The 24,567-nt window shown below is 58.4% G+C and carries 24 protein-coding genes and 1 riboswitch; of the genes, 11 read left to right on the forward strand and 13 right to left on the reverse strand.

Translation table 11 applies throughout. The features are described 5' to 3' along the window. Position 1 precedes the first annotated feature (1 nt). The 3 genes from aguA to mntP all read right to left on the reverse strand — a co-directional run bounded on the left by aguA (position 2) and on the right by mntP (position 2,815). Complete coding sequence (gene aguA / locus ACQR3R_RS08650) at positions 2–1,126, reverse strand: agmatine deiminase (RefSeq protein ID WP_428271601.1); 1,125 nt, start codon at positions 1,124–1,126, stop codon at positions 2–4. Between the two features lie 100 nt (positions 1,127–1,226). After that, a complete protein-coding gene (locus tag ACQR3R_RS08655) occupies positions 1,227–2,111 on the reverse strand; it encodes a LysR substrate-binding domain-containing protein (protein WP_428271602.1) in 885 nt (294 codons plus the stop codon). A 98-nt stretch (positions 2,112–2,209) separates the two neighbouring features. Next, positions 2,210–2,815 carry a manganese efflux pump MntP gene (gene mntP / locus ACQR3R_RS08660; protein WP_428271603.1) on the reverse strand — a complete coding sequence of 202 codons (606 nt, stop codon included), beginning with the start codon at positions 2,813–2,815 and terminating at the stop codon, positions 2,210–2,212. Continuing rightward, a riboswitch (yybP-ykoY riboswitch) is annotated at positions 2,778–2,949 on the reverse strand. Its footprint overlaps the gene before it by 38 nt. 150 nt (positions 2,950–3,099) lie before the next feature. Between mntP and ACQR3R_RS08665 the strand changes: the two genes are divergently transcribed. The 3 genes from ACQR3R_RS08665 (at position 3,100) to ACQR3R_RS08675 (ending at position 4,929) form a co-directional block, all read left to right on the forward strand. After that, entirely contained in the window at positions 3,100–3,504 is a 405-nt protein-coding gene (locus tag ACQR3R_RS08665) for a hotdog domain-containing protein (protein ID WP_428271604.1), read from the forward strand. Positions 3,505–3,550: 46 nt separating this feature from the next. Continuing rightward, positions 3,551–4,039 carry a GFA family protein gene (locus ACQR3R_RS08670; RefSeq protein WP_428271605.1) on the forward strand — a complete coding sequence of 163 codons (489 nt, stop codon included), beginning with the start codon at positions 3,551–3,553 and terminating at the stop codon, positions 4,037–4,039. 101 nt (positions 4,040–4,140) lie between these two features. Continuing rightward, the gene (locus ACQR3R_RS08675) at positions 4,141–4,929 is read left to right on the forward strand and encodes a MipA/OmpV family protein (protein ID WP_428271606.1); all 789 of its coding nucleotides are present in this window, start codon (positions 4,141–4,143) and stop codon (positions 4,927–4,929) included. 14 nt (positions 4,930–4,943) lie between these two features. On the opposite strand, the gene ACQR3R_RS08680 is transcribed toward ACQR3R_RS08675, so the two are convergent. The 3 genes from ACQR3R_RS08680 to ACQR3R_RS08690 all read right to left on the reverse strand — a co-directional run bounded on the left by ACQR3R_RS08680 (position 4,944) and on the right by ACQR3R_RS08690 (position 7,688). Next, positions 4,944–6,230: an ATP-binding protein gene (locus ACQR3R_RS08680; RefSeq protein ID WP_428271607.1), complete on the reverse strand. Its 1,287-nt coding sequence runs from the start codon at positions 6,228–6,230 to the stop codon at positions 4,944–4,946. Then, positions 6,231–6,977 (reverse strand): winged helix-turn-helix domain-containing protein, encoded by a 747-nt coding sequence (locus ACQR3R_RS08685; protein WP_428271608.1) that lies wholly within the window; start codon positions 6,975–6,977, stop codon positions 6,231–6,233. A gap of 102 nt (positions 6,978–7,079) precedes the next feature. Next, entirely contained in the window at positions 7,080–7,688 is a 609-nt protein-coding gene (locus ACQR3R_RS08690) for a tRNA isopentenyl-2-thiomethyl-A-37 hydroxylase MiaE (RefSeq protein WP_428271610.1), read from the reverse strand. A gap of 165 nt (positions 7,689–7,853) precedes the next feature. Here ACQR3R_RS08690 and ACQR3R_RS08695 point away from each other — a divergent pair, with 165 nt between their 5' ends. Continuing rightward, complete coding sequence (locus ACQR3R_RS08695; RefSeq protein ID WP_428271611.1) at positions 7,854–8,717, forward strand: universal stress protein; 864 nt, start codon at positions 7,854–7,856, stop codon at positions 8,715–8,717. A 102-nt stretch (positions 8,718–8,819) separates the two neighbouring features. On the opposite strand, the gene ACQR3R_RS08700 is transcribed toward ACQR3R_RS08695, so the two are convergent. Then, entirely contained in the window at positions 8,820–9,290 is a 471-nt protein-coding gene (locus tag ACQR3R_RS08700; protein WP_428271612.1) for a DUF1289 domain-containing protein, read from the reverse strand. Positions 9,291–9,683: 393 nt separating this feature from the next. Here ACQR3R_RS08700 and acnB point away from each other — a divergent pair, with 393 nt between their 5' ends. Continuing rightward, complete coding sequence (gene acnB / locus ACQR3R_RS08705; RefSeq protein WP_428271614.1) at positions 9,684–12,308, forward strand: bifunctional aconitate hydratase 2/2-methylisocitrate dehydratase; 2,625 nt, start codon at positions 9,684–9,686, stop codon at positions 12,306–12,308. A gap of 70 nt (positions 12,309–12,378) precedes the next feature. Here the strand turns inward: acnB and ACQR3R_RS08710 are convergent, their stop codons facing one another. Further along, entirely contained in the window at positions 12,379–14,028 is a 1,650-nt protein-coding gene (locus tag ACQR3R_RS08710; protein WP_428271615.1) for a SulP family inorganic anion transporter, read from the reverse strand. A 194-nt stretch (positions 14,029–14,222) separates the two neighbouring features. Next, a complete protein-coding gene (locus ACQR3R_RS08715) occupies positions 14,223–15,503 on the reverse strand; it encodes a serine/threonine transporter (RefSeq protein WP_428271617.1) in 1,281 nt (426 codons plus the stop codon). 268 nt (positions 15,504–15,771) lie between these two features. Here ACQR3R_RS08715 and ACQR3R_RS08720 point away from each other — a divergent pair, with 268 nt between their 5' ends. The 6 genes from ACQR3R_RS08720 to ACQR3R_RS08745 all read left to right on the forward strand — a co-directional run bounded on the left by ACQR3R_RS08720 (position 15,772) and on the right by ACQR3R_RS08745 (position 21,212). Then, on the forward strand, positions 15,772–16,155 hold the full coding sequence (locus ACQR3R_RS08720; protein WP_428271618.1) for a tautomerase family protein: 384 nt from the start codon (positions 15,772–15,774) through the stop codon (positions 16,153–16,155). Positions 16,156–16,185: 30 nt separating this feature from the next. Next, on the forward strand, positions 16,186–16,770 hold the full coding sequence (locus tag ACQR3R_RS08725; RefSeq protein ID WP_428271619.1) for a TetR family transcriptional regulator: 585 nt from the start codon (positions 16,186–16,188) through the stop codon (positions 16,768–16,770). A gap of 111 nt (positions 16,771–16,881) precedes the next feature. Further along, entirely contained in the window at positions 16,882–17,847 is a 966-nt protein-coding gene (locus ACQR3R_RS08730) for an NAD(P)-dependent oxidoreductase (RefSeq protein ID WP_428271620.1), read from the forward strand. 144 nt (positions 17,848–17,991) lie between these two features. After that, positions 17,992–19,059, forward strand: a complete 1,068-nt coding sequence (locus tag ACQR3R_RS08735) for a phosphotransferase (RefSeq protein WP_428271621.1) — start codon at positions 17,992–17,994, stop codon at positions 19,057–19,059. A gap of 31 nt (positions 19,060–19,090) precedes the next feature. Further along, on the forward strand, positions 19,091–19,858 hold the full coding sequence (locus ACQR3R_RS08740) for an SDR family oxidoreductase (RefSeq protein ID WP_428271622.1): 768 nt from the start codon (positions 19,091–19,093) through the stop codon (positions 19,856–19,858). A 238-nt stretch (positions 19,859–20,096) separates the two neighbouring features. After that, positions 20,097–21,212: a Gfo/Idh/MocA family protein gene (locus tag ACQR3R_RS08745; protein ID WP_428271623.1), complete on the forward strand. Its 1,116-nt coding sequence runs from the start codon at positions 20,097–20,099 to the stop codon at positions 21,210–21,212. A gap of 58 nt (positions 21,213–21,270) precedes the next feature. Here the strand turns inward: ACQR3R_RS08745 and ACQR3R_RS08750 are convergent, their stop codons facing one another. The 4 genes from ACQR3R_RS08750 to ACQR3R_RS08765 all read right to left on the reverse strand — a co-directional run bounded on the left by ACQR3R_RS08750 (position 21,271) and on the right by ACQR3R_RS08765 (position 24,563). Further along, on the reverse strand, positions 21,271–21,492 hold the full coding sequence (locus tag ACQR3R_RS08750; RefSeq protein ID WP_428271625.1) for a hypothetical protein: 222 nt from the start codon (positions 21,490–21,492) through the stop codon (positions 21,271–21,273). Positions 21,493–21,659: 167 nt separating this feature from the next. Next, the gene (locus ACQR3R_RS08755) at positions 21,660–21,908 is read right to left on the reverse strand and encodes a DUF1652 domain-containing protein (protein WP_428271626.1); all 249 of its coding nucleotides are present in this window, start codon (positions 21,906–21,908) and stop codon (positions 21,660–21,662) included. A 135-nt stretch (positions 21,909–22,043) separates the two neighbouring features. Next, on the reverse strand, positions 22,044–23,543 hold the full coding sequence (locus tag ACQR3R_RS08760; RefSeq protein WP_428271627.1) for a PAS domain S-box protein: 1,500 nt from the start codon (positions 23,541–23,543) through the stop codon (positions 22,044–22,046). A 117-nt stretch (positions 23,544–23,660) separates the two neighbouring features. Next, positions 23,661–24,563: a LysR family transcriptional regulator gene (locus tag ACQR3R_RS08765; protein WP_428271628.1), complete on the reverse strand. Its 903-nt coding sequence runs from the start codon at positions 24,561–24,563 to the stop codon at positions 23,661–23,663. Positions 24,564–24,567 lie beyond the last annotated feature (4 nt).

Genomic DNA, 24,567 nt, shown 5'->3' on the forward strand with positions numbered 1-24,567 from the left:
ATCAGGCTCCCTTTTGGTTGATGGCACTGCCGGCATATTGCGGCATGGTGATGCACGCGACGTTGCCGCCACCCAGCAGAATTTCTCGGGAGTTTTCGATACCGACGATTTTGTGGTTCGGGAACAGTTCGGCCAGGGTTGCCTGCGCGGCCTGATCGTTGCGATCGCCAAACAGCGGCACCACAATCGAACTATTGCCGGCGTAGTAGTTGATGTACGACGCGCAGATTTGGGTTCCTGCCTGGCGGGTATGGGTACTGTCCTGCAGGTCCAGACCTTCGGCCTCTTGCGCTGTCCACTCCAGCACATCCGGCTGCGGCAGTTTATGCACTTTCAATGCACGGCCACGGCTGTCGCGGGTGCTGCGCAGGATGTCGTAGGCCTCCTGATAGATTTCCCACTGAGGATCGTCACGGTTATCGGTCCATTGCAAAACCACTTCGCCAGGACGCACGAAACAGGCAAGGTCATCGACATGACCATCGGTCTCGTCAAACTTGCAGCCGCGTGGCAACCAGATTATTTGTTCGGCACCGAGGTATTCGGTCAGTCGACGGGTGACCTCTTCCTTGCCCAGATGCTGGTTGCGATTACGGTTAAGCAGGCATTGTTCGGTGGTGAGAATGCTGCCTTGACCGTCACTCTGAATACCGCCCAGCTCGGCAATCAACGGCGCGCGATATCGGTCGAAGCGCTCGATCTCAAGTATTTTGCTGGCGATCTGGTCGTCCTTGTCCCAGGGGTAGTACAAACCACCGTCGAGACCGCCGTAAGCGTTGAACTCGAAGTCGACACCACGCACCTCGCCACTGTTGTCGTTCACCACGAAGCACGGCCCGCTGTCACGAAACCACGTGTCGTTGCAGGTCATTTCGACCACGCGTACCTGGGGCGGCAACTGGCGGCGAGCGGTGGCGAACTGCGCGGCAGAAGCGCAAACGGTTACCGGTTCACTGTGGGAGATAGCGGTCACAATCTGTACCCAAACCTTCTGCGCAGGTTTGGCGCCGTTGCGCCATACATCGGTGCGCTCTGGCCAGCCGAGCCAGCAACCGGATTTGGTTTCGAACTCGCCGGGCAGACGAAAGCCGTCTTGTTTGGGCGTGGTTTCTAGCAAACGTGCCATGGTCAAACCTCATCAGCAGGGACTGGAATGACCACAGGCTAAGGGCGCGGGCACTCTCCTCACCAACGATGAATATTGCGGAACACTTGAATTTAACTCATCAATCAATCAACTGATCGTTGAACCATTGCAGCATCTGCGCGACTGCCGGACGCTCCAGGCGCACCCGTTCGCACACCAACGCGTACTGGCCGAGTGCAGTCATGCTTGAAGTAAAAGGACGCACCAGCCGACCACTCAGCAAGTCTTCCTGGGCCGTCAGATTGTCACCCATGGCCACACCCTGCCCTTGCGCCGCCGCTTCGAGCGCTAAACCCGCGTGGGCAAAGTACAGTTGCCGCTCCGGGCGCTGGTCACCGGCGTGGCTGGTGAGCCAGGCAGTCCAGGTCTTTCCGTCCTGATCGTCATGCAGCAAGCAATGACGCGCCAAGTCCTTCGGCGTTTTCAGGGTGCCCTGGTTGAACAGGCCGGGACTGCACACCGGGAAGAATTGCAGCGCCGGCAGCGGCCGGACAAAATACGCGCTGCTGTCCACCGGACCGGTGCCATAGGTGATCGCCAGGTCGATGTCTTCACCCGGCGCCGTCGCGTCAATCGGCTGTTCGTAAAGGTGCAAGGTGATGTGCGGATAGCGCGCATAGAAATCAGTCAGGCGACTCATCAGCCACTTTTGCGCCAACTCGGCCGTCACCGCCAAGCGCAAGACCGCCAGCGACGACGGGTCACGCAGCTCATCACAGGCATCGCCGATCAGCTCAAACGCTTGCTGCAGGCTCTGCATCAACCGTCCCGCCGCCATGGTCGGACGAATCTGCCGCCCCTCGCGAATGAACAATGTCACGCCCAGTTGTTCTTCGAGCTGGCGGATCTGATGGCTGACCGCACTGTCGGTGACGCATAACTCAGCGGCCGCCCGGCCAAAATGAGCATGACGGGCGGCGCATTCGAAGGTTCGAAGCGCCGCCAGGGAAGGTAGTCGTCGCATGAGAAGTGTCCCGATTTAAGGACGCCCATGCTGCCACAGAGGACATTCGATTAGCGCAGAACATAGGCCCTGCGCAGATCAAATGTGGGCGTTGGTTATCAGGCCGACAGGTGTTCGTAAAGAATGGTTGCGCCGACAATGATCAGCACTACGCCACCCAGGATTTCTGCGCGCTTGCCCATCACGCTGCCGATCACTCGACCGAGCATGACGCCCAGGGTGACCATGGTCAGGGTTGCCAGACCGATCAAACCCGCAGCCAGCCAGATGTTCACGTTCACAAAGGCCAGGCCAACGCCCACGGCAAGTGCATCGATGCTGGTGGCAAAACCGGTGACCGCCAGCAACCAGAAGCCATGCTGCTTGGGCTTCTCGACTTCTTCCTCGGCTTCGTCTGTTTTAACGCCGTTGTAGATCATGTGCAGGCCGAGCACCAGCAACAGGGTGAACGCGATCCAGTGGTCCCAACTGGACACGAATTGCGAAGCGGCCTGACCGATAAACCAACCGACAATCGGCGTGATGGCTTCGATCACGCCGAAGATCACACCGACACGCAAGGCTTCGAAAAATTTGGGTTTGTGCAGGCTCGAGCCTTTACCGATCGCTGCCGCGAAGGCATCGGTGGACATGGCGAAAGCAAGGAAAACAAGAGAGGCTAGGTTCACGCTGAAAACATCCGGTCGGGCTTGAGTCCACGACATACCCACGCGCCCGACTTCAGCACAGGTATATCGATGGTCTCACCAACCAGAAGGTGCCCGCACCACGGCATGTTGCCGAGAATGTTGATACGGGCGCTTGCGACGAATCGCAAACAGGCTACTCCCCAAAGAGGCGCGCAGAATAACCGGGGTGATGTGAAAATTCCATCAACATCATGCGGTGTGCATTCAGCGCCAAATCACCGTCCCATCACCCTCCTTTATCGAACATGACAGCACGCATTCAACAGCCCATGTTGAAGCCTCAATCGGAGGGAATCGTGATGTTGAACACACTCAAACACATCAACGCTACGTCGGCTTTCAATCGCTGGGCCGGCTTCGAAGTCACACATGCCGCCAGTGGTGAAGCGGAACTAAGCCTGGCTTTTCGTGAAGCGGACATGGCGCAATACGCGGGTTTTCTGCACGCCGGCATGATCGGTGCGTTACTTGACACCGCCTGCGGATTTGCCGCAGGGACAGTTGCCGGCAACGTGTTGGCTTCGCATTTTTCGGTCAACTGTGTAGCACCCGCCATCGGCGAGGTGTTTGTGGCTCGGGGCAAAGTGATCAAGGCTGGCAAAAAACAGGTTTTCGCCCGCGCCGAGTTATTCGCGCAAACCGGCGACCAGCTGAAACTGGTGGCCACTGGCGATGCGATTCTGGTGCCGGTCGAAGCGCGTTAACGGTCTAGGCTGTTCTGGAGACGTTCCAGAACAGCCGGAGGTTTTCATGCAGCTCGAAGGTTCCTGCCATTGCGGCGTGGTGTCATTCAGTTTGACCACCGCCCATCCCTATCCATACCAGCGCTGCTACTGCTCGATCTGTCGCAAGACGCAAGGCGGTGGCGGCTATGCGATCAACCTTGGCGGCGACGCCAAAAGCCTGAAGGTTCGCGGGCGCAAACACATTGCGATTTACCATGCACGGCTCAAGGACGATGGCGATAAACGCGCCCACAGCAGCACGGCCGAGCGACACTTCTGTGCGCTTTGCGGAACAGGTTTGTGGCTGTTCAGCCCTGAATGGCCTGACTTGATTCACCCCTTTGCATCGGCCATCGACACGCCGTTACCGGTGCCTCCAGAACACACGCACTTGATGCTGGGTTCCAAGGCGCCGTGGGTGGAAGTCGACGTGCACCCGGGTGATCAGCAATTTGAGGTGTACCCCGAAGAATCCATTGCCCAGTGGCATGAGCGCCTGGGTTTGAGCCGCTAAGCGCGTTCACAGTCTTTGACAGTTTCCCGACAAAGCTCTCAAAGATTCAGGCCGCCCGGCCACCTAGCATGGTCGCATCCAACCTCCCACAGGATGCTGCCATGCTGCGCTCAATCTGCCTGTCGTTCACTTTGCTGTGCCTGCTGTTGCCCGCCGATGCCATTAAAGCTGAAAGCTGGCGCTATACCCTAAGAGCCGGCGCTGCAACCGTGCCGCGTTACAGCGGCAGCGACGAGCGTGCCGTGGTGCCTTTGGCCAGTGCCGAGATCAGCAGCCCCTCCGGTTTTGTTCTGGACACCGAAAAAGGCTTGGGCTGGGTGTTTGATGAGGCCGATTTCGGCCTAGGCGTTTACATCGGCGCAAGTGACGTGCGCAAGGATCGAAGAACCGGTTTCAGAGGCTCGAATGAACTCAATGGCATGGGCTCGATCAAGTCACGCCCGGTGATGGGGCTGGAAGGAGGCTACACCCTTGGTCCAATCGTTTTGGGTGCCCGTTTTGAACATGCACTGGAGAAAAATGATGACGATCGCGACACCGGCTCGGCATGGAGCCGGTTGAAGTTGAGCGTGCGCGCGCCGCTTTATTCCGGTCGCTATGGCCAGGTTATCGGCAGCCTTAACAGCCAATTCGGCGACGGCAACTATGTTCGCACCTGGTACGGCGTCAGCAACGCGCAAGCATCGCGCAGTCAGTTTCGGGCGTATGACACGCACGGCGGGCTGATCAGTCGCGGAGCGGATTTGACCTGGTCGCTGCCGATTGATGATGCCTGGCGCTTTACCACGGTATTGGCGGTGCAGTACCTGGCTAATGATGCAGCCGACAGCCCGCTGGTCGAACGTCGGCTGCAAACCTCGTTGGCGGGGTACGTGGAATACACGTTTTGACGGTGTTGCAAACGTTAATCCAGATGCGCCCAGGTCATCAGAAACGAAGCCCCGCCCCACGGTGACTCGGCCACTTCCACACGACCACCGTGGGATTGCGACACGCGGCGCACCAACGCCAAACCCAGACCAAAGCCACCGGTGCGCCGATCACGGCTGGCATCGAGCCGCGAGAACGGTTCAAAAATCTTTTCGCGGCCATCAATCGGCACGCCCGGCCCATCGTCGTTGACCCGCACCTGATAATCGTCACCGGTGCGCACCAACGACACTTCCACGCGCTCATCGGCATAACGAATAGCATTGCGCAGCAAGTTGATCACCGCACGCGCCATAAACCGCGGCTCAATGCGCACTTCGTCCACCTGACACTCGACGATCAGCAACTGCACACCCGCCGCATCAGCCTCCAGCGCAACACTGCCAACGACGCTGTCGAGCCAGCTGCTGGCCTGGATATTTTCCCGGCTGATGACCGTAGCGCCGCGCTCAAGGCTGGCATAGGTGAGCAATTCGGAGACCATTTCCTCAAGCTCACCAAGGTCGGCGTACATGTCGGCGATCAGTTCATTGTTCTGCGTTGGGTCAGTTTGCTGCTTGAGCTGGTCCAGCTCGAATGACAACCGCGCAATCGGCGTACGCAATTCATGCGATACCGCGTTGGTCAGCTCGCGCTGATTGGCAATCAGGCCTTCAATGCGCGCAGCCATCTGATTGAAGTGGTCGGCCAGGTCGCGAATATTGGAGCGTTTGGACAACTGGATTCGTGACGACAAATCGTTATCGCCAAAGCGCTCAGCCGCCAGGCGCAGTTTTTCCAGATCGCGCCAGTGCGGCCTCACCCAAAAAAACAGCACGATGCCCAACAGAACGCCGAGCATTGAATAGGCGGCGATCATATAAAACGTATTCAGACGGCCTTCTTCAGGCATCTGGATGCTGAGCAGCTGCGCGCTGTCGTCAATGCGGGAGTAGAACCTTGCGTAACTTTCGCGAACCACCAACACATTGTTTGCCAGTTGTTCTTTCTCGGCATCGCTCAGCGCCAGTGTGCCGGCATCCACCAGGCTCAATCGCAGCCCGTAATGCGGCTGCAGGGTTTTGATCTGTTGCTCGCGTGCCTCGCCAGCGAGCGGCCGCAATAGCTCAACCAGCGAATAAGCCGGCCCGCGTACGGCTTCGCGGTTATACGTTTTCAGGGCGCCATCGAGCAACGCGTTGAACGTGCGATCAACCACCTCCAGCGAGGCAATCAGCCCCACCGCCAGCACAATGAATAATCCGCAGAAAAGACGCAGCATCTACAGCTCCCACGCAAACGGATTGAACAGATAACCTTTGCCCCAGATGGTTTTGATGCACAGCGGTTCGCGCGGGTTGTCCTTGAGCTTGCCGCGCAATTTACTGATGTACACATCAACGCTGCGGTTGAGGCCGTCGAAGGCAATTCCGCGCATGCGATTAAGGATGTCGTCGCGCGACAGAATCTTGCCGGCAGCGCTGGCGAGCAGCCACAGCAGCTCGAACTCCATGGTGGTGAGCTCAATGCCCTCGCCCGCCAATCGAACCTCGCGACAACTGCGGTCGATGCTCAGTCGCCCGAAATCGAGTGAATTGCACACCGTGCTGTCCGGCACCTGACGCCGTTGCAAGGCACGCAGGCGAGCAAGCAACACGGGTGGTTTGATGGGTTTGATCACGTAATCGTCGGCGCCGGATTCCAGGCCCAGGATGTGATCGAGGTCATCTTCCTTGGCGGTCAGAATCACGATTGGCGTGTCGGACACGCTGCGAATCTCGCGGCATACGTGTAAACCGCTCTGGCCTGGCAGCATCAGGTCGAGCACCACGACTTTGGGTTTGAACTCAAGGAACTCGGCCAGCGCGAGATCGCCGCGGTGTACTTGCCGGACCTCAAAGCCGTGTTGCGACAGGAAATACGCGATCAGCCCTGATAGCTTTTCATCGTCTTCCACCAGCAGTACTTTGCCAAAACCCAGGTTATCCATAACGAACGTCTGCCAAGCCTTGAGTGAAGTGGCCAGCATTATGGCGGCAATTAGTGGCAGGACGGTGATGGCAGGCAGCAAAAACCGGCCTCAAGGGCCGGTTTTCGTGGATGTTTCATCTTCTTAAGAGTTTTTTACATTTCAGGCGGCGCAAGGCACACCGCTGTGGAAGCGAAACTCCACGTCCGGTGACTCGATCAGTTCCTGCTCGGCGGCCCGAACCCGCTCGATGACCTGTGCGATGTCCTTGGCATCACCGTACTGGTAAGCGAGTTTCAGGTAGCCCTGAAAATGACGCGCCTCGCTTTTCAGCAGGCCGAAATAAAACGTGCCAAGTTCTTCGTCGAGGTGCGGTACCAGCGCCTCGAAACGCTCGCAACTGCGGGCTTCGATAAAGGCGCCAACCACCAGGGTATCCACCAGTTTCACCGGTTCATGACTGCGCACCACTTTGCGCAGGCCCGAGGCATAGCGGCCGGCGGACAGCTGGCGCAGCTCGACCTTGCGCTTTTTCATCAAGCGCATGACCTGTTCGTGGTGCACCAGCTCTTCCCGCGCCAGGCGCGACATCAGGTTGATCAGGTCAACGTGCGAGTGATATTTGGCAATCAGGCTTAGCGCGGTGCTGGCAGCCTTGAATTCGCAGTTCTTGTGGTCAATCAGCAGGGTGTCCTGATCAGCCAGCGCGGCCTGGACCCAGCCGTCAGGGGTGCGGCAGCCGAGGAACTGGTGAATGTCGGGAAGGATCATGGGGCTCACGGAAAATGGGTTCAAAACGAAGGGCGCCGATTATACCGGGCTGACGCCATACCACCAGTCGCTGTCGTTGATATGCATCAACTACGCGGTTGGCGGCCAGCAACTATAGTTGAGCAACGCCCTGCTTCTTTAGCCGTTTATGGAGGTTCCCCGATCATGCAATCCATTCGCAGCATACTGGTGGTCATCGAACCGTCGTCAGACGAAAGCCTGGCCCTCAAGCGCGCCAAATTGATCGCCGGCGTCACGCAGGCGCATCTGCACCTGCTGGTGTGTGACAAGAAGCATGACCATAGCGAACACTTGCGTGAGCTCAAGCAAAACCTGCTGGAGGAAGGCTACAGCGTCACCACCGAACAGGCCTGGAACGAAAGCCTGCACGAAACCATCGTCGATGTGCAGCAGGCCGAAGGCTGCGGGCTGGTGATCAAGCAACACTTCCCGGACAGCCCGCTTAAGCGAGCCTTGCTGACACCCGACGACTGGAAACTACTGCGCACCTGCCCGGCACCGGTGTTGCTGGTCAAAACCTCTAAACCCTGGGCTGGCGGGGTCATTCTGGCGGCTGTCGACGTGGGCAACACCGATGGCGAACACCGCCACTTGCATGCCGCTATCATTGATCACGGCTACGACATTGCCATTCTGGCCAAGGCGCAACTGCACGTTATCAGTGCGCACCCCTCACCGATGCTGTCGTCCGCCGATCCGACGTTCCAGCTCAGTGAAACCATCGAAGCGCGCTACCGTGACCAGTGCAGGGCGTTTCAGGCCGAATTCGATATCGATGACGACCATTTGCACATCGCCGAAGGCCCGGCGGATGTGTTGATCCCGCACATGGTGCATCAGCTGCAAGCGTCGGTAACCGTCATCGGCACGGTGGCACGATCAGGGCTGTCAGGGGCGTTGATCGGTAATACGGCGGAAGTGGTGCTGGATGCGGTGGAGAGTGATGTGCTGGTGCTGAAGCCGGATGAAATCATGGATCACCTGGAAGAAGTGGTGACCCGGCATTGAGATTTTCGATGTTGGTTTAGATCGCCTTCGCGAGCAAGCCCGCTCCCACAGTTGAAATGCATTCCCATGTGGGAGCGGGCTTGCTCGCGAAGCTCTTAAGCTTTAGCCGCCGAAGGCGTCTTTCAGAAAGCCCGGGGCGATATAGCGCTCGTAATGGGCCTCGGACAACAAAAAGAACTCGCGATCGATTGCATCGCGCAACTCAGGCAGGTTCCAGTCGCGAAACTCCGGTAACAGCACCATTCCGTAGGCTTCCAGGTTGTTGATCACCCGCGCGCCCCGTGCGATCAACTGGTACGCCCAGCAATACTCGGACTGATGCGGCACGAAGCGAATCTTGCGTTGCTCCAACTGCATTCTCAGTTGCGGCGGATCAAAAATTTCAAGCTTACTGGCCATCACCTGGGACAACAGTTGCTCCAGACGCAGCCACACCGCGCGTTTTTCCTCCTCGTTGTAACCGTTCCAGTTGATCACTTCGTGGTGGAAACGCTTGCAGCCACGGCACACCAGATCACCGTAAACAGTGGAGCAGAGGCCGACGCAGGGGGTTTTGATGGTCTGATTGGACATAGGTAAGGAAAACACGGGAAAGCAGAACAGATCGGCATGTTAGCCCTTTGTCTAACATTGATCACCCCTCAAAGTTCAGAGCCTAACTTACCTTTAAATTATTTTTGCCGTAGAATCAGCCAGCCTTTTAAGGCGCCAATGTCCGTTAGAAGCTGTTTTCAAAGCGTCACGAGCACAGTCGTTCCTACAGAGCGGTGTTGGCGATGGGTTTTTCCAGCGGGGAAAAGCCCAACGCCAACCCTCATCAGCTCCCCGTTCTGCAGGCGTAAAACTTTGAAAGCAGCTTCTGTAAGGGATTGTCGGTAATTCTGGCTAAGTGGCCCACAACGCCACGCAGCGCATGAGTACGGCAATTTCGGGATGAGCGTCCCGGACACCCATTTGGGACCACTGATGAGGGTAATAACTGTGCTTGAAGCCTACCGCAAACATATCGAAGAGCGTGCAGCACTGGGTATCGTTCCCCAGCCGCTTAACGCCGAACAAACTGCAGGCCTGGTCGAGCTGCTGAAAAATCCCCCGGCTGGCGAAGAAGCTTTCCTCGTTGACCTGATCACCAATCGCGTTCCGCCAGGTGTGGACGAAGCGGCCTATGTAAAGGCCGGTTTCCTGTCTGCCCTCGCCAAAGGCGAAGCAACTTCTCCCCTGATCGACAAAAAACGCGCTGTTGAACTGCTCGGCACCATGCAGGGCGGCTACAACATCGTGACCCTGGTCGATCTGCTCGACAACGCCGAACTGGCGCCAGTCGCAGCCAAAGAACTCAAGCACACCCTGCTGATGTTCGACGCCTTCCACGACGTCGCGGAAAAAGCCAAGAACGGTAACGCTCACGCCAAAGCCGTGCTGCAATCCTGGGCTGACGGCGAGTGGTTCAGCAACCGTCCGACCCTGGCCGACAAGATCAGCCTGCGCGTATTCAAGGTCACCGGCGAAACCAACACCGACGACCTGTCCCCTGCTCCGGATGCCTGGTCCCGCCCGGACATCCCGCTGCACGCCCTTGCCATGCTGAAAATGGCCCGCGAAGGCATCGTGCCTGACGTGCAGGGCGTTACCGGCCCGATGAAACAAATCGAAGAAATGCGCGGTCAAGGTTTCCCTATCGCCTACGTCGGCGACGTGGTCGGTACCGGTTCCTCGCGTAAATCGGCAACCAACTCGGTGCTGTGGTTCTTCGGCGACGACGTTCCTTACGTGCCGAACAAGCGTGCCGGCGGTTTCTGCTTCGGCAGCAAAATCGCTCCGATCTTCTACAACACCATGGAAGATGCTGGCGCACTGCCAATCGAATTCGACGTTACCAACATGAACATGGGCGACGTGATCGACCTGTACCCGCATGCTGGCAAAGTCTGCAAACACGGCACCGACGAAGTCCTGACCACCTTCGAAATGAAGACCCCGGTGCTGTTGGACGAAGTCCGTGCTGGCGGCCGTATCCCGCTGATCATTGGTCGTGGCCTGACCGACAAGGCTCGCGCCGAATTGGGCCTGGGCCCTACCGACCTGTTCAAGCTGCCTGAAGCACCTGTCGACACCGGCAAGGGTTTCACCCTGGCACAGAAAATGGTCGGCAAGGCGTGCGGTTTGCCAGAAGGCAAAGGCGTTCGTCCTGGCACCTACTGCGAACCGAAGATGACCACTGTCGGTTCCCAGGACACCACCGGTCCAATGACCCGTGATGAACTGAAAGACCTGGCGTGCCTGGGCTTCTCGACCGATCTGGTGATGCAGTCGTTCTGCCACACCGCGGCTTACCCTAAGCCGATCGACGTGACCACCCACCACACCCTGCCAGACTTCATCATGACCCGCGGCGGCGTTTCCCTGCGTCCGGGCGACGGCATCATCCACTCGTGGCTGAACCGTATGCTGCTGCCGGACACCGTCGGTACCGGTGGTGACTCGCACACCCGTTTCCCAATGGGCATTTCGTTCCCGGCCGGTTCCGGTCTGGTAGCGTTTGCTGCGGCCACCGGCGTCATGCCGCTGGACATGCCGGAATCGATCCTGGTGCGCTTCAAAGGCAAGATGCAACCGGGCGTCACCCTGCGTGACCTGGTTCACGCCATTCCTTACTTCGCGATTCAGGCTGGCCTGTTGACCGTTGAGAAGAAAGGCAAGAAAAACGCCTTCTCCGGCCGCATTCTGGAAATCGAAGGCCTGGACAACCTGAGCATCGAACAGGCTTTCGAGCTGTCCGACGCCTCGGCCGAACGTTCGGCTGCCGGTTGCACCATCAAGCTGTCGAAAGATTCGATCACCGAGTACCTGAACTCCAACATCACCCTGCTGCGCTGGATGATCGGCGAAGGCTACGGCGATGCGCGTACCCTGGAACGTCGTGCTCAAGCGATGGAAGCCTGGGTTGCCAACCCTGAGTTGATGGTGGCCGATGCTGACGCCGAATACGCTGAAATCATCGAAATCGACCTGGCCGATATCAAGGAGCCTGTGCTCTGCGCGCCAAACGATCCGGATGACGCCCGTCTGCTGTCCAGCGTTGCTGGCGAGAAGATCGACGAAGTGTTCATCGGTTCGTGCATGACCAACATCGGTCACTTCCGCGCTGCCGGTAAACTGCTCGAGCAGGTCAAAGGTCAGCTTCCAACCCGTCTGTGGCTGTCGCCGCCGACCAAAATGGATGCTCACCAGTTGACCGAAGAAGGCTACTACGGCATCTACGGCAAGGCCGGCGCGCGCATGGAAATGCCGGGCTGCTCGCTGTGCATGGGCAACCAGGCACGTGTAGAGCCGAACTCGACTGTTGTGTCGACGTCGACCCGTAACTTCCCGAACCGTCTGGGTGACGGCGCGAACGTCTACCTGGCTTCGGCTGAGCTGGCGTCTGTTGCTTCCATCCTGGGTCGCCTGCCGACCGTCGAGGAGTACATGGAATACGCTGGCAAGATCGACAGCATGGCGGCCGATGTTTACCGCTACCTGTCCTTCGACCAGATCGCCGAGTTCCGTGAAGCTGCTGCGAACGCCAACATTCCGGTCGTTCAAGCCTAACGTTACAACGCCATGAAAAACGCCGCCCATCGCAAGATGAGCGGCGTTTTTTTATGCCTGCAGGTTGGCACTATGTGTTTGGCTTCAGGGCTTGTTGTACAGCGCCATCGACGCTCAGGCCGCTGAGCGTGACCTGCTGCAGTTCCAGGGCCGGCAACTTCGACAGAACGGCCTGAGCCTTGTGCTTCAGGCGCGCCAGAATCAGTAACTGGTCGTTGGCACGCACCTGTACAAAAAACGCTTCCAACGCCTCAATGCTGGTGCCATCCAGGTCCGGAGATTCTTCCAGGCTGAGGATGATCGTATGCACCGGTGGCGAGGCGTGGCGAGCCAGACGCAAAGCACCGCCCAAAATGCGCTCCACGTTGGCAAAAAACAGCGCTTCGCTCGGTCTGAGGATCAGCAAGCCCTGGATTTCCCTGGCCTCTGGATGTCGTCGCAATTCGACAAAATCGTGGCCACCGGCCATTTGCCCCAGCACCTGAATATCCGCTGACGACATCTGTTTGAGCATCAGTACCACGCTGATCGCCACCGCCACCAACAGGCCATCCAATACCCCCAGTACCAGCACGGCGGCCACCGCACAGATCACCAACAAGCGGTCGCGGCGCCAGATGAAATACCGGCCCAACGGTTGCAAGCTCAAGCCTCGCGCCAAGGCATGGATGACAATAGCCGCCAGCACCGGTTCGGGTGTCAACGCAATGTACGGCAACGCCGTCAACACGATCAGCAACACCACCGCCGCCGCGACTGCACCGGACAGGCGTGAACCTGCGCCGGCAGCTTCATTGGCCGAGGTAGCGGAATAGCCGGCACCGGCCGGCATACCCTGAAACAGCCCCGATAACAGGTTCGCAGCGCCGAGGGCCAGTAAGTCTCGATTGGAAGAAACCCGGTCACCGTGTTTGAGCGCGAAGGCGCTGATCGAACCGTAGGACTCGGCGTACAAAATCATCACCATCGCAAACGCCAGCTCCCCCAGTCGTAACCAATCAGCGAAGGGCAACACCGGAAGATGCGGTACGTCGAGGCTCAGGTCGATAACGCCGATCAGCTTCACGCCATACGCCTGCAGATTCAGCCATTGACCGGCGACGATCCCGACGGCGACCACCAGCAAACCGCCTGGCACGCGCCGCAACCGTGCGCATACCCAAAGCACCAGCAACGCCACCGCCGCCACCAGCGCACCTACCTTGTTCCATTGCGGCCATTGCTCCAGTAACTGCGGCAGGAAACGGATCAGATTGCCGGTGCTCAACGACACACCCACGGCGCTCGCCACTTGCTTGAGGATAATGGTGATTGCCAGCCCCAGCGCGAAGCCGCGCAACACCGGTTTGGCGATGAATGAGGTAATGCTGCCGAGTTTGAGCAACCCGGCCAGCAGGAAGAAACCACCCGTAACCAATACCAGCCCGATCGCCAGAGTGGTGCGTAGGCCCACATCGCCATTCGCCAGCGTAGCGGTGGCTGCCGCCAGCACCGCAGCCGATGACGAGGTGGCGGAAACGATAGCGAAACGGCTGGTGCCCAACAGGCCATAACACAACAGGCCAGCAAACAGCGCGATCACGCCCGCCTGAGGCGGCAACGCAGCGATGCTCGAATAAGCGACCGCTTCAGGCAGCAACAAACCGGCGATCGATAGCCCGGCCAATACGTCCAGCCAGCGGTTCGGTGCAGCCGTCGATTCGTTGTTAGCACCGGCCATGAATCGACTCCAGAGAAAGATCAACACGCTCTACGACGCGTAAATTCAGGCTGTAGCGTAGCCGTTAACCCGTTTCGATGTATGCCGCGGATCATTGCGCTTGCCATAAAAAAACGCCGCCCCTTTTTGCAAGGAGCGGCGTTTTCTACGTCGGCATGAAGCCCAACCCATAGGGCATCGGCGCGTCCTGCGTCTTAAGCTGTCAGCGAGTAGACCAGCGCCGTAATTGCTACCAGGCCCACCGCTGTCACGAAGACGTTGGATGCCTGGCCGCGATAGCGCGCCATGGCCGGCACTTTGCGGATGGCGTACATCGGCATCAGGAACAGGATCGCCGCGATGATCGGGCCACCGAGGGTTTCGATCATCCCGAGAATGCTCGGGTTAAGCGTGGCAACGATCCAGCACACCACCAGCATGAACGCCGCGGTCATGCGGTCGAGTGTCTTCGGTGCCGGGCGCTTGCCGCTTTTCACGATCAGGCCTTTAAGGCCTTCGCTGGCACCGATGTAATGGCCCAGAAACGACTTCGAGATCGCCACGAAAGCAATCAGCGGCGCTGCAAATGCGATGGTCGGGTTACTGAAGTGGTTGGCCAGGTATGACAGGATCGACAGGTTCTGCGCTTTCGCTTCCGCCAGTTGTGCCGGCGACAAGGTCAGCACGCAACTGAACACAAAAAACAGCACCATCACCACCATCAGCATGTGCGCGCGGGAGAGGATTTGCGCACTGCGCTCCTCGGCGTGTGCACCGTAACGGCGCTTCTGGTCGACGGCGAATGCCGAAATGATCGGCGAATGGTTGAACGAAAACACCATCACCGGAATGGCCAGCCACAGGGTGTGCAGTAGCGCCGACGGCGCGGGCACTGTTGACGCCGTGGCCAGAATGCCGCCATTCCAATGCGGAATCAGGAACACCGCCAAAAACAGCAGCGCGACAATGAACGGGTACACCATCAGGCTCATCGCCTTGACGATCGCCTGTTCGCCACAACGCACCACGGCCAGCAGCCCGAGGATCAACACCAGCGACAGCACGGCACGTGGCGGCGGCATGATGTGCAGTTGATGTTCCATGAAACTGCCGACGGTATTGGTCAACGCGACGCTATAAATAAGCAGGATCGGAAAGATCGCGAAAAAATACAGCAACGTAATCAGCGCACCGGCCTTGATGCCGAAGTGCTCCTCAACCACTTCAGTGATGTCTGCACCTTCGCGCCCCGATAGCACGAAACGAGTCAGGCCACGGTGTGCGTAGAACGTCATGGGGAACGCCAACAGCGCCAGCACCAGCAGCGGCCAAAAGCCACCCAGCCCGGCGTTGATGGGCAAAAACAAGGTGCCAGCACCAATCGCCGTACCAAAAAGGCCGAGCATCCAGGTGGTGTCATTGCGATTCCAGCCTTCAAGGCTTACCGGTTTCGCTGCTGCATAGCGTTCGTCGACGCTATTGGCCTGATCATTCATCCGGTGGGATCTCCGCATTCCGGTCAGTTGCTACCCGGTCGAGACGCGTCAGAAAAATCCGACAAACAGCGCCCGACCGAAACAGGGGCGCGATTGTCCGGGATTATTCAGCGCAAGCAAAGACTTAGCTGAGGAACGGTGTTGCGGATCAGTTGTAAACCTGGCGCCTGACACCCTTTTAGTGGCTGAAAAATGCACAAACTCATTTTTTAAAGTTTGCTCGTCATGTATTTTGATTGCACCTGAAACCTGCCCGGAGTTCCATCCAATGCCACTGGTACGTGTCGACATCAAAAAGCATCAGGACCCCACGTTCGCAAAACGCGTGGGCCAGTTGATTTACGCGGCGATGCACAGCGCCATCGGCGTTCCGGAACATGATAATTTCCAGATTCTGGCCGAGCACGATGAACAACATTTCATCTTTGACCCTGAGTACTTGGGCATCATTCGCACAGACCAATTGGTTGTGATTCAGATCACCCTCAATGAAGGCCGTAGCACCGAGCAGAAAAAGCTGCTGTACAAAACCATCGCCGAAAGCCTGAACACCGAATTAGCGGTGCGCCTTGAAGATGTTTTCATTAATCTGGTGGAAGTGAAGAAAGAAAACTGGTCCTTCGGCAACGGTGTCGCGCAATACGCCGGTTGATTCCCCGCCCTGACTATCTGTGAGCCGCCAATGCCTCGTGTTTCCCGCAAGCAAGCCGACCTCAACCGCGAAATCATCGTCGAGGCGGCCACGCGACTGTTTCGTGAGCGCGGTTTACACGGGATCAGCGTCATTGAGGTCATGGCGGCTGCGGGGCTGACGCATGGCGGTTTTTATGGCCACTTCGAGTCCAAGGAAACCCTCGCGCAAGAGGCCAGCGAGCGGGCCTTCAAACAGTCACGGGAGCGCTGGAAGGAACGGATTGCGGCACACGACACCAAGGATGCCGCACGCGCTGCGTTGGTCGAGCCGTATCTGTCAGCAGAGAGTCGCGACAATCCCGGGGAAAGTTGCCCGGTCGCCGCATTCGTCGGGGACATGTGCCACGAATCTACCGAAAGCCCTGTGCGCCAGACATTTATCGAAGGTCTGGAGCGATTGATCGAGGCGTTCGGCGCGCTTATGGAAACCGGTGACGAGGCGCGCGATCGCCAGCAAGCGCTGGTGCATTATTCGCTGATGATCGGAGCGCTGACGCTCGCCCGGGCAACCCGAGGTGAAGCGCTGTCAGATGAAATTCTCGACGCGGCACGCCGCTTTCTTGCAACGCCCTAGCCTGCCTGTTCGGCTGCGCTATGATCATCTCCAGGGCTGCGAATTTTGGCCATTGCCAAAGCGCTTTGAACCCAGCAATCTCAAGGGATATTCGAGCCACAGGAGCCCAGCATGCCCGCAACCGTTCTGGTACTGGTTGAAACCATCAATGATTACCTGCCAATTCTTGAACATCAGGGCTTCCACCTGATTCTGGCCCCGACGCCTGCGGAGCGCGCCCAGGCCATTGCCACTCATGGCGGGCGGATTGACGCGGTGCTGACCCGAGGCCCACTCGGTTTATACGCGGACGAAATTGCAGCCCTGCCAGCACTTAAAATCATCTGTGTGATCGGCGCAGGTTATGAGCATGTCGACCTGCAAGCCGCTGCCGACCGAGGCCTGACGGTCACAAACGGCGCGGGGGTCAATGCGTCCTCCGTCGCCGACCACGCGATGGCCATGCTGTTATCGCTGGTGCGTGACATCCCCCGCTGCGATGCCGCCGTGCGGCGCGGTGAGTGGCCCAAAATCATGCGCCCGTCCCTCTCCGGCAAGCGGTTGGGCATTCTTGGCCTCGGCGCGGTGGGCATGGCCATCGCCAAACGTGCTGCAAACGGTTTCGACATGACGGTGAATTATCACAACCGCCAGCGTCGCAACGACGTGCCTTACACCTTTTGCTCCACGCCGACCGAACTGGCGCGGGCCTCGGACTTTCTGGTGGTGGCCACTCCCGGTGGGCTTGGCACCAAAAGCCTGGTCAATCGCCAGGTCCTCGATGCCTTAGGGCCTAATGGTTTTATCGTCAATATCGCCCGAGCCAGCGTGGTAGTGACCGCCGACCTGATCTCAGCGTTAGAGCAACGGCGCATTGCCGGCGCCGCGCTCGATGTGTTCGATGCCGAACCGCAGGTGCCGCATGCGCTGAAGTCGCTGACCAATGTGGTGCTGACTCCGCATGTGGCCGGGCTGTCACCGGAGGCCACCCAAGGCACGGTCGAGTTGGCGGGTCGTAACCTGATGGCGTTTTTTTCCGGTCAACCGGTTCTCACGCCCATCAACCTTCCCGTGGCCGTGAGCAATGCGCCGATTTGAGTGAAATTCAAACAGGTGTATCAAAAGCAATGATTGCCCGGCAACACGCTCGCCTATAAGGGTGGTTGGTGGTTGTGGCTGCCGGGAGCGCGCATTAGATTAGCCCGTAGTTTCAGGCCTCCAGAACAAGCAGAAGGGATAAGCATGGCGCTTACTGACCAGTCCACCCGTATCCGCACCGGCGAAGAACTCGATGCCAGCCTGATCGATCCTTACCTCAAGGCACACATAGCGGGCCTCAGCGGCGAGCCGCGAATCAGCCAGTTCCCCGGTGGCGCCTCCAACCTGACCTACCTGCTGGAGTACCCCGAACAAGAGTTCGTGCTGCGCCGGCCACCGTTTGGTCACAAGGCCAAATCCGCTCACGACATGGGCCGCGAATTTCGCATCCTCAACCAATTGCGTGATGGTTTTCCGTACTGCCCAAAGGCGTATGTGCACTGCACCGATGAGTCGGTAATCGGTGCCGAGTTCTACGTCATGGAACGGGTCAACGGGATCATCCTGCGCTCCGAACTGCCACCAGAGCTGGGCCTGGATGCGGCAAAAACCGAAGCCTTGTGCAAGAGCTTCATCGACAAGTTTGTAGAGCTGCATCAAGTCGACTACAACGCCTACGGCCTGGGCGACCTGGGCAAGCCCGAAGGTTACGTGGCGCGTCAGATCAAAGGCTGGACCGACCGTTACGAAAAAGCCATGACACCGGATGCACCGCATTGGAGTCAGGTGAAAGCCTGGCTTAACGACAAGATGCCGGCCGACCATCCGACGTCGAGCATCGTCCATAACGACTACCGCTTCGACAACGTCATCCTCGACCCGAACAACCCGATGCAGATCATCGGTGTACTCGACTGGGAACTGACCACGCTCGGCGATCCGCTGATGGACCTCGGCAACACCCTCGCCTACTGGATCGAAGCCGGCGACCCGGCACCGGCACAACTGCTGCGCCGCCAGCCGAGCCATGCGCCGGGCATGCTCACCCGCCGCGAGTTTGCTGATTACTACGCAGAGCGCTCAGGCATCCAGATCGATAATTTCGACTTCTACTACACCTATGGCCTGTTTCGCCTGGCCGGCATCGTGCAGCAGATTTACTACCGTTTCTTCCACGGCCAGACCCAGGACAAACGCTTCGCGCAGTTCATTCACATGAACAAACTGCTGGAGCAGATGAGCCTGCAGGTCATCCAGACATCCAGCCTCTGATCGCGCCCCGACTCAATAACAAGGAAAAACCATGTCCAAGACTCAGTTGTTCGACCTCGACGGCAAGATAGCGTTTGTGTCTGGTGCCAGCCGTGGCATCGGTGAAGCCATCGCCAAACTGTTGGCTCAGCAAGGCGCGCACGTGATCGTATCGAGCCGCAAACTGGAAGGCTGCCAACACGTTGCCGACGCCATCATCGCTGCCGGCGGCAAAGCCACTGCCGTTGCGTGCCACATTGGTGAGATGGAGCAGATCAGCCAGGTGTTCGCCGGTATTCGCGAACAATTCGGCCGCCTCGATATTCTGGTCAACAACGCCGCCACCAACCCGCAATTCTGCAATGTCCTGGACACCGACCTCAGCGCCTTTCAGAAAACTGTCGACGTCAACATTCGCGGCTATTTCTTCATGTCGGTCGAAGCCGGCAAACTGATGCGCGACAACGGTGGCGGCAGCATCATCAACGTCGCGTCGATCAACGCCATCTCGCCCGGCATCTTCCAGGGCATCTATTCGATGACCAAAGCGGCCGTAATCAACATGACCAAAGTCTTCGCCAAGGAATGTGCGCAGTTCGGCATTCGCTGCAATGCGTTGCTGCCGGGCCTGACCGACACCAAGTTTGCATCGGCTCTGGTCAAGAACGACGCGATCCTGAAAACCGCTTTGGCGCAGATTCCCTTGAAACGCGTGGCGGACCCAAGCGAAATGGCCGGTGCAGTGTTGTACCTGGCGAGTGATGCATCGAGCTACACCACCGGCGTTTCGTTGAACGTGGATGGCGGCTTCCTGTCCTAACGCAGGCCGGGAATTCGCAATGATTGGCTTAACATAAATCCCGTAGGAAACCCGCTTGCCGGTGATGGCGATTCCGAAGACGCCATCGCTGGCAAGCCAGGTATCTACAGCGTTGCGTGCGCCTCCATTCCGGGGCATCTGGCCAAACCGAAGTGAATTTATATTCCAGTATTTGCAATAAGCGAATATTTATTCCATAAATGACCTTCTGACAATAAAAATCAAAAGGTCTTTTCTCATGCGCGAACTCGGTATCGGACTCATCGGCACAGGCTTCATGGGCCGCGCTCACGCGTTGGCGTTTCGTAATGTGAGTGCGGTGTTCGAGTTGCCGCTGAAAATCAAACTCGCAGCGCTATCCGACGCCGACCCGCAGCGCGCCCGGCACTGCGCCGACGCCTGGGGTTTCGACACCGCGCACAGTGACTGGCAGCAATTGATCAATGACCCCAACGTCAACCTGGTCGCCATCACCACGCCCAATCACCTGCATTACCCGATGGCCATGGCCGCCCTCGCTGCCGGTAAACCGGTGTATTGCGAAAAACCGCTGGCGGTAAACCTCGAACAAGCGAATGCCATGCGCCTGGCCGCCAAAGCCGCCGGAGTGGTCACCCGGGTTGGCTACAACTACCAGCACAACCCCATCATCGGCCTGGCCAAAGCGCTGATCGACAGCGGGCAACTGGGGCAAATCATCAGTTTCCAGGGCGAATTCAGCGAAGATTTCATGGCGGATCCGGCTTCGCCATGGTCCTGGCGCTGCGACCCCCACCACGCGGGTGGCGCGTTAGCGGACCTGGGCAGTCATTTGCTGGCGATGGCGCGCTACCTGGTGGGCGATGTGGAGGCGGTATGCGCAGACACGCACACCGTTCACCCACAACGCCCCGCGACAGCGGGCAGCCAGCAGCAACGGCAGATTGCGGTGGACGATCAGGTTCATGCCCTGCTGCGATTCGCCAACGGCGCGCGTGGCACCTTCAGCAGTAGTTGGCTGAAACACGGTTACAAGAATCACCTGAGCTTCGAAATCAGCGGCACACAAGGCACGCTGGCTTTCGATCAGGAACGCTTGAATGAACTGCGGTTTTATCGCGCCTGCCTGGACGGTTTCCAGCGTCTATTGGCAGGACCAAACCTGCCAGGTTATGCGGCATTCAGCCCGGCAGCAGGTCATCAGCTGGGGTACAACGAATTGAAAACACTGGAAGTGCACAACCTGGTGATGGCCTTGGCTGGCAACGCCGAGGGTGGCACCGACTTCGAACAAGCCTGGGAAGTCGAACGCCTGGCCACGGCTGTGCGCAGGGCGGCGCACGAAGCACGCTGGGTGAATGTGGAGGAAGTTTGAACGCCTGAACCGGTTAGCCGCCAGCAGCACCGTGCTGCCGGCCTGGCTACTGCGCCCGTTACTGAGTAATGCAGCGGGTCAACGTGGTCATACGGGTCACTTGCCCGTCTGCTCGTGCGTCTCCCTGCACATCGGTGCTTTCGGTCGTTGCGCAGGTACGCACCAACGGTGGTGGTGGCGCAGGTGGTGGCGGTGGTGGCGGACTGGCGCAACCGCCCAGCACCACAGCAAAAAGGACTAGCGACAGTGGCGAAAAAGCACGTTTCCCAAGATTGTTCATAGGCTGACCCGCGGTAAGTAATCGACACTTTCCGCGACACGACAGATACACCGCGAAATCGCGGAACGGTCACAGAAAATAATACCCTCGTGTTTCTTATAGCCCAGCCACCAGCCAATGCCAGTAAATGGCCACTTGGGGGCCATTGGGGGTTGCTCACTCGGGAATTACAAAGGCCCCAATTGGCTCAGGTTATTACTCTCGAGTTCGTAGCGCAGCTCTTCAATCAATGCCGCCACGGCATCGGGTGTGCGCAGGTGAGTCACACTCAATCCACTGACCACCAGATCAACCTGCCCCGACACGGGATGGTAAAGCTTCACCGTCAGCGAGTTATCACCGGTGATGGTGCAATCACACGCCAATGGCGAAAAACTTTGATCGAGTTGCGTACGCAGTTGCGCCAGATTGATCATCCTGCTGTTCCTTGAGCCTGAATCGAAGGGGACGCAATAGCCAGTGGTAGGCCGCTATTGCACCCTTGCAGACTAAGAAAACGAGCGCGGCGCCAAAACATCAATTTGCACCCTTCACGGTAGTGCATTTGCACCTTAACGCTGGCCCTTGGTGCGCCAATCACCCGAGAACAAACCTCGCTCACGCGCCCACACGATGGCCTCGCTACGACTGTGCACATCCAGTTTGGAATACACGGTGGACACGTGGTTGCGCACCGTATTAGGCGCGAGTTTCAGGCGTGCAGCGATCTCTTTGTCGGCCAGCCCCTCGCAGATCAGGCTCAGCACGTCGCGCTCGCGGGCGGTCAAATCGGTGAACGACACGCTCGGCAACTGCGGTGAATTAACGTTCTTCACGTTGGCCAGTTTTTCGATGAGGGTGCGGCTGAACCATGACGCATCCTTCATCACTTCTTCGATTGCCGCGACCAGCTCAAGCTCGGTGCGTTTGCGCTCGGTAATGTCCATCAGCACCAGTAAATAGCAGGGTTTGTCCTGGATATTCACAGTGTCGGCTGATACGGCGCACTCGATCAGCCCGGTGTCTTTCTTGCGGATACGCACATCGATACGATCAAGATTGCCGGCCTTTTCCAGTGCCGAGAACAACCGCGCACGCGAACCTTTGTCATCTATAAAGTCGATTTCGGCAATGGTTTTACCCAGCACTTCTTCACTGGGATAGGCCAGGGAATTGAGGAAAGCTTCATTCACGTCGATCACGACCTGATCCTGTGCGCTGCACACCAGCGTCGGCACCGGCATCAGGCGGAAGGCCTTGGCAAAGCGCTCCTCGCTTTGACGCAGCGCCACTTCAACTTTGCGCCGTGGCTCCATGTCGACGAAGGAAAACAGCATGCAGTCTTCTTCATTGAACTCCAGCGGTTGGCCGGCGACGATCACCTGCTTGCTGCCACCGTCAGGCAATTTCAACTCAGCCTGCATCTGCGGAATCGTCGCGTGCTCACGCAAGCGCTCAATCGCCAGGTCTTTCTTTTCCGCGCCTTCGAGGATGTCCAGCTCGTAGGTTGAAACGCCGATGACCTGGTCGCGGGTATAGCCGGTCATTTCCAAAAAGCCTGCGTTCACCTTGATGTAACGCAAATCGCTAAGGCGACAGATCACCGCCGGCGCAGGGTTGGCGTTGAAGGTTTTTTCGAAGCGTTGCTCGGCGCTGGCCCACTCGGTGACGTCCGCCATGATCAACACCAGCGATTCCGGCTCACCGGCGCTGTCGGCCAACACCATGCTGCGCACGCTGTGCACCCAGGTGCGCGGGGCCTCTTCATCAACCGGCGTCATTTCAACCAGCACGTCGCTGAAGGTTTCACCGCGCGCCACACGGTTGATGGGGTAGTTGCTGGCAGACACTTCATGATTGTTGCGATAGCGCAAGGCAAAGCGCTTGGCGTATTCCTTGGCATTCGCGCCCAGGTCGCCAATGCGGGCCACGCCGTGCATGGCGAGTGCGGCGTCGTTGGCCCAGAGGATGGTCTGGTCAAGCTCAAGCAGAATCACGCCGTCGGACAGGCCGGCGATGATCTGCTGTAACTGGCGGCGATTGGTTTCGGTGGTCAGGACGTCCTGGCTCATTGGGTCTCCACTAGGCTGGCCGCGCCAACGTGTGGCGCTCTGTGAAGATTACGACCGCAGGGGTTTGCGATAGTGCAAAGCCTTATGTCGCGCCTGACGAGTCAGCGCAGGCCTGCATCAGCCTGTTGAACCGGCACTGTCCTGCAAAACCAGTTCACGCAGCGTATCCAGGAACAGCTTAAGCACCGGCGAGGCATCATCGGCACGGTACGTGGCATACAGCGGCACTTCTGGCAGCGCCGGGGTCAAACGACGAAATACCACGCCCGGCGGCGCCATTTGCTCGATGGACGCCGGCAACAACGACACCCCGAACCCGGCCCGCACCAGGCTGAGCAAGGTTTGTACCTCGATCACTTGCTGGCGAATCTGCGGCGTGAAACCGGCCTGCAGGCAACACTGGTACAAAAAATCGGCGAAGCGCGATTGTTTCAGCTCAAGCGCCACGAACGGTTCCTGCGCCAGGTCTGCAGGCGCCAGTGTTTGCCGCTGCGCCAACGGGTGATCCGTGGGCATGACCACGCGAATCGGCTCGTAAATCAGCAATTCATTGCGCAGCAACGGGTCGTCGTAACCCATGCGAAATACACACGCATCAATGCGTTTTTCCTTCAGGGCTTTGACCTGCAATGCCGGGGTCATTTCGTGCAGGCGCCAGGTCACGTGCGGGTAACGCTCACGAAACAGGTGCAAGGCTCGCGGCAGCACGCCGACCATCACCGAGCTGATCATGCCGATTTCCAACTCGCCCAACTGACCGCGCCCGGTTTGACGCGTCAGGTCCAGCGCGCGGTTCAATTGCTCGAACACCAACGGCGCCTGCTCCTTCAGCATCTGCCCAGCCGCCGTCAGTTCAACCCGATGGTGGCTGCGCTCGAACAGCGGTGTGCCGAGTTCCTCTTCCAGCAACCGGATTTGCTGGCTCAGCGGCGGCTGACAGATGTGCAACCGGGTGGCGGCCCGGCCGAAATGCAACTCTTCAGCCAGCACGATGAAGTAGCGCAGCAATCGCAAATCCATGGCG

The sequence above is a fragment of the Gordonia sp. IEGM753 genome, assembly GCF_050321825.1.
Classification (GTDB): domain Bacteria; phylum Pseudomonadota; class Gammaproteobacteria; order Pseudomonadales; family Pseudomonadaceae; genus Aquipseudomonas.

What these genes read in the sequence shown, in the direction of transcription:
- aguA (WP_428271601.1), bottom strand. Translation starts at nt 1,126, where the DNA reads ATGGCACGTTTGCTAGAAACCACGCCCAAACAAGACGGCTTTCGTCTG.
- ACQR3R_RS08655 (WP_428271602.1), bottom strand. Translation starts at nt 2,111, where the DNA reads ATGCGACGACTACCTTCCCTGGCGGCGCTTCGAACCTTCGAATGCGCC.
- mntP (WP_428271603.1), bottom strand. Translation starts at nt 2,815, where the DNA reads ATGTCGTGGACTCAAGCCCGACCGGATGTTTTCAGCGTGAACCTAGCC.
- ACQR3R_RS08665 (WP_428271604.1), top strand. Translation starts at nt 3,100, where the DNA reads ATGTTGAACACACTCAAACACATCAACGCTACGTCGGCTTTCAATCGC.
- ACQR3R_RS08670 (WP_428271605.1), top strand. Translation starts at nt 3,551, where the DNA reads ATGCAGCTCGAAGGTTCCTGCCATTGCGGCGTGGTGTCATTCAGTTTG.
- ACQR3R_RS08675 (WP_428271606.1), top strand. Translation starts at nt 4,141, where the DNA reads ATGCTGCGCTCAATCTGCCTGTCGTTCACTTTGCTGTGCCTGCTGTTG.
- ACQR3R_RS08680 (WP_428271607.1), bottom strand. Translation starts at nt 6,230, where the DNA reads ATGCTGCGTCTTTTCTGCGGATTATTCATTGTGCTGGCGGTGGGGCTG.
- ACQR3R_RS08685 (WP_428271608.1), bottom strand. Translation starts at nt 6,977, where the DNA reads ATGCTGGCCACTTCACTCAAGGCTTGGCAGACGTTCGTTATGGATAAC.
- ACQR3R_RS08690 (WP_428271610.1), bottom strand. Translation starts at nt 7,688, where the DNA reads ATGATCCTTCCCGACATTCACCAGTTCCTCGGCTGCCGCACCCCTGAC.
- ACQR3R_RS08695 (WP_428271611.1), top strand. Translation starts at nt 7,854, where the DNA reads ATGCAATCCATTCGCAGCATACTGGTGGTCATCGAACCGTCGTCAGAC.
- ACQR3R_RS08700 (WP_428271612.1), bottom strand. Translation starts at nt 9,290, where the DNA reads ATGTCCAATCAGACCATCAAAACCCCCTGCGTCGGCCTCTGCTCCACT.
- acnB (WP_428271614.1), top strand. Translation starts at nt 9,684, where the DNA reads ATGAGGGTAATAACTGTGCTTGAAGCCTACCGCAAACATATCGAAGAG.
- ACQR3R_RS08710 (WP_428271615.1), bottom strand. Translation starts at nt 14,028, where the DNA reads ATGGCCGGTGCTAACAACGAATCGACGGCTGCACCGAACCGCTGGCTG.
- ACQR3R_RS08715 (WP_428271617.1), bottom strand. Translation starts at nt 15,503, where the DNA reads ATGAATGATCAGGCCAATAGCGTCGACGAACGCTATGCAGCAGCGAAA.
- ACQR3R_RS08720 (WP_428271618.1), top strand. Translation starts at nt 15,772, where the DNA reads ATGCCACTGGTACGTGTCGACATCAAAAAGCATCAGGACCCCACGTTC.
- ACQR3R_RS08725 (WP_428271619.1), top strand. Translation starts at nt 16,186, where the DNA reads ATGCCTCGTGTTTCCCGCAAGCAAGCCGACCTCAACCGCGAAATCATC.
- ACQR3R_RS08730 (WP_428271620.1), top strand. Translation starts at nt 16,882, where the DNA reads ATGCCCGCAACCGTTCTGGTACTGGTTGAAACCATCAATGATTACCTG.
- ACQR3R_RS08735 (WP_428271621.1), top strand. Translation starts at nt 17,992, where the DNA reads ATGGCGCTTACTGACCAGTCCACCCGTATCCGCACCGGCGAAGAACTC.
- ACQR3R_RS08740 (WP_428271622.1), top strand. Translation starts at nt 19,091, where the DNA reads ATGTCCAAGACTCAGTTGTTCGACCTCGACGGCAAGATAGCGTTTGTG.
- ACQR3R_RS08745 (WP_428271623.1), top strand. Translation starts at nt 20,097, where the DNA reads ATGCGCGAACTCGGTATCGGACTCATCGGCACAGGCTTCATGGGCCGC.
- ACQR3R_RS08750 (WP_428271625.1), bottom strand. Translation starts at nt 21,492, where the DNA reads ATGAACAATCTTGGGAAACGTGCTTTTTCGCCACTGTCGCTAGTCCTT.
- ACQR3R_RS08755 (WP_428271626.1), bottom strand. Translation starts at nt 21,908, where the DNA reads ATGATCAATCTGGCGCAACTGCGTACGCAACTCGATCAAAGTTTTTCG.
- ACQR3R_RS08760 (WP_428271627.1), bottom strand. Translation starts at nt 23,543, where the DNA reads ATGAGCCAGGACGTCCTGACCACCGAAACCAATCGCCGCCAGTTACAG.
- ACQR3R_RS08765 (WP_428271628.1), bottom strand. Translation starts at nt 24,563, where the DNA reads ATGGATTTGCGATTGCTGCGCTACTTCATCGTGCTGGCTGAAGAGTTG.